This is a genomic window from uncultured Rothia sp. (assembly GCF_937976295.1).
GTDB lineage: Bacteria > Actinomycetota > Actinomycetes > Actinomycetales > Micrococcaceae > Rothia.
Window position 1 is genome coordinate 1 of sequence record NZ_CALJRY010000142.1, and the last position, 2,237, is coordinate 2,237.

3 protein-coding genes are annotated in these 2,237 nt (G+C 55.4%); 2 read left to right on the top strand and 1 reads right to left on the bottom strand.

Features of this window, described 5'->3' with window-relative positions; all coding sequences use genetic code 11:
- Positions 1-329, top strand: a 329-nt coding sequence (locus tag Q0216_RS03760; protein ID WP_298593040.1) for an N-acyl-D-glutamate deacylase, incomplete at its 5' end; no start/stop codon positions are given.
- Between the two features lie 101 nt (positions 330-430).
- On the opposite strand, the gene Q0216_RS03765 is transcribed toward Q0216_RS03760, so the two are convergent.
- Positions 431-1,012: a hypothetical protein gene (locus tag Q0216_RS03765; RefSeq protein ID WP_298593042.1), complete on the bottom strand. Its 582-nt coding sequence runs from the start codon at positions 1,010-1,012 to the stop codon at positions 431-433.
- A 337-nt stretch (positions 1,013-1,349) separates the two neighbouring features.
- On the opposite strand from Q0216_RS03765, the gene Q0216_RS03770 reads away from it, so the two are divergent.
- Positions 1,350-1,961 carry a methylated-DNA--[protein]-cysteine S-methyltransferase gene (locus Q0216_RS03770; protein ID WP_298593044.1) on the top strand — a complete coding sequence of 204 codons (612 nt, stop codon included), beginning with the start codon at positions 1,350-1,352 and terminating at the stop codon, positions 1,959-1,961.
- The last annotated feature ends 276 nt before the right edge of the window (positions 1,962-2,237 follow it).

The window sequence follows — 2,237 nt, forward strand, 5'->3', positions numbered from 1 at the left end:
TCCCCGCACCGATTATGGTTGATGTCCGTCGCCGCAAGCTTGCAATTATTGCTATGAACGTTTCGGTTCTTGCAGCTGCTCTCTCCTGGTTGCTGGTGCTCTTCTCTGTGATGTATTCCGCCGCCGCTGTGCCGTGGGCTCTGGGCGTTGCTATCGTGCTGACTGTGATTGGCGCCTACGCACTGTACCGCTACTACTCCAAGTACTCGCATGTGCTCCCGAACGAGGACCCGGATGCGCACGATGTGCTCGGCCACGACCTGCATTCAACCCACCTGCCGCACCTGCACCACACGGAGGGCAACGCTGACGGAGCAGCCGCTAAGTAGCAGGCTTCTCTTCCGCTAGACAACATAAATGTGCCGCCTCACCGGTATCAGTGAGGCGGCACATCTACATTAAAATCGCGGTTCAGAGTCCAAATCAACGATTATTTCTCAATGGTTGATTCAGCACTTCGACGCGCTGCAGCTTCGGCTCTGGCTAGTTCTGCCTTTTTGTTCTTTTGGACTATCAGAGCGTTATATTTCCAGCCGGGGATTCGTTCAACAAGCCATCCTACCCAGATGAGCGCCGCGGTAATGAGAGCGACAGGAATCAGAAAAATGAGGACTCTCGGGTCGCGGGTGTGGTCTGAGCTCAGCACGGTGGCCTCCCACAGCAGAAGGATTGGTGCCGCCATGGAAGGCATCACTATAAAAAGAATCAAGGCATAGTAATCGCCCAACTTACCCCACGGATTAAACCTATTCATACGAGCTTGGGTAACGGCTCTGTCCAGGCGTTTGTATTCCTCTAAGGTTTCGCCGTCTAGAAGCGAAGCATCAGGAATCTTGGCGATAACGTACTTGACGGCTTCCAAATCTGAGGGCGAGCAAATATAGATATGCCCCTGGGACATAACGGTATATTCTTTCGCAATGTTGAGGCACGCCTGAGCGTAACGGTTATTGAGCTCTCGGCTCTCCGGGTTTTCCTTGAGTTGCCGGCGGAGGTCTTTCAGGTCTTCCATGTTTCTCCTTGCAATTTCAGTCGTCGTCGACCCCATCGTTGAGGCGCGAGAAACACAGGTCATCTCCCACTCGGTGCGGAGTGGAGAAGCCGGAGTGTTGAATTGCGGTGTATCGGTGTGTACTTCACAGAATGCCAGTTCTTCGGGCTCAATCAAAATCGCCGGGCATCCTGAGATATTTCAACGGCGGTGCATAACATCTCATATATAGCGGTCAGTTATAGACAAAACCCGCTGCGGGTACGGTACGGAGGCGCCCCTCCCCTATGATGGTTGAAAGGGATATTTGCCCCTAATACCATCTGCAGTACACGCCCACGAGCCAATGAGGAAGAGCATGACCAAAGCGACCGATTTGCCGCAGCCGCCGAAAGCTCTCGCGCGCTGGTACACTCGCTACTCGAGTCCCATCGGCGTGCTCTACCTTACCGCCCATGCGGATGCGATTGTCGGCATCTGGTACGAGGATCAGGCGCATTTTCCGCTCCCCCATGAGCTCGGTGGGCTCATCGAGAATCCCGGTGCCTACCTGAGGGAGCACGGCACAGCAGAAGATGATGAGCCTGCCGGAGAGTATGCTGCGGCGCAGTTGCTGTCTCTCGCTGAGGCGGAGCTCTCTGAGTACTTTGAGCGCAAGCGCACTTCTTTTACCGTGCCGCTAGATCCTGAGGGCACCGATTTTCAGCTCATTGTGTGGGAGCACCTGAAGACTGTTCCAGCCGGGTACACCACCACATACGGCGAGATTTCGCGTGCGGTTGGCCCGGGTGCCCCGGCGCAGGCTGTGGGCCAGGCGGTCGGCCGCAATAAGGTTTCTATTATGATTCCGTGCCACCGCGTTATTGGTGCTGACGGCAGTCTGACCGGCTACGCTGGCGGGGTTGAGCGCAAGCAGTTCCTTCTCGACCTGGAGGAGCCGGAAGAGGTGCGGGAGGCGCGGCTCTTCTAGCGCCTGCCGGCTAGCAGCGTCTGCCGGCTAGCCTTCGAGGCTCATGACAGGGGTGGGGTATGCGCCGGGTGAGGTATGCGTCGGGTGCGTACCCCACCTTTTTCGCACCTGTTTTCGGTTTTATTGCCCCGCGACACAACACGCAATCGAATATAGTTGCGATTTAATCAGGTTGGAGTTAATGTTTAAGTAGAACATGCTTCCGAAATTCTCGGATCAGCTCAGCATTCTCAGAGAGGAGAAACCGTGACCTCGCAACCTAATATTCCCGCCAAA

Bases quoted from the DNA above. Each gene is read 5' to 3' on its own strand.
- Q0216_RS03765 (WP_298593042.1), bottom strand. From the start codon at position 1,012: ATGGAAGACCTGAAAGACCTCCGCCGGCAACTCAAGGAAAACCCGGAG.
- Q0216_RS03770 (WP_298593044.1), top strand. From the start codon at position 1,350: ATGACCAAAGCGACCGATTTGCCGCAGCCGCCGAAAGCTCTCGCGCGC.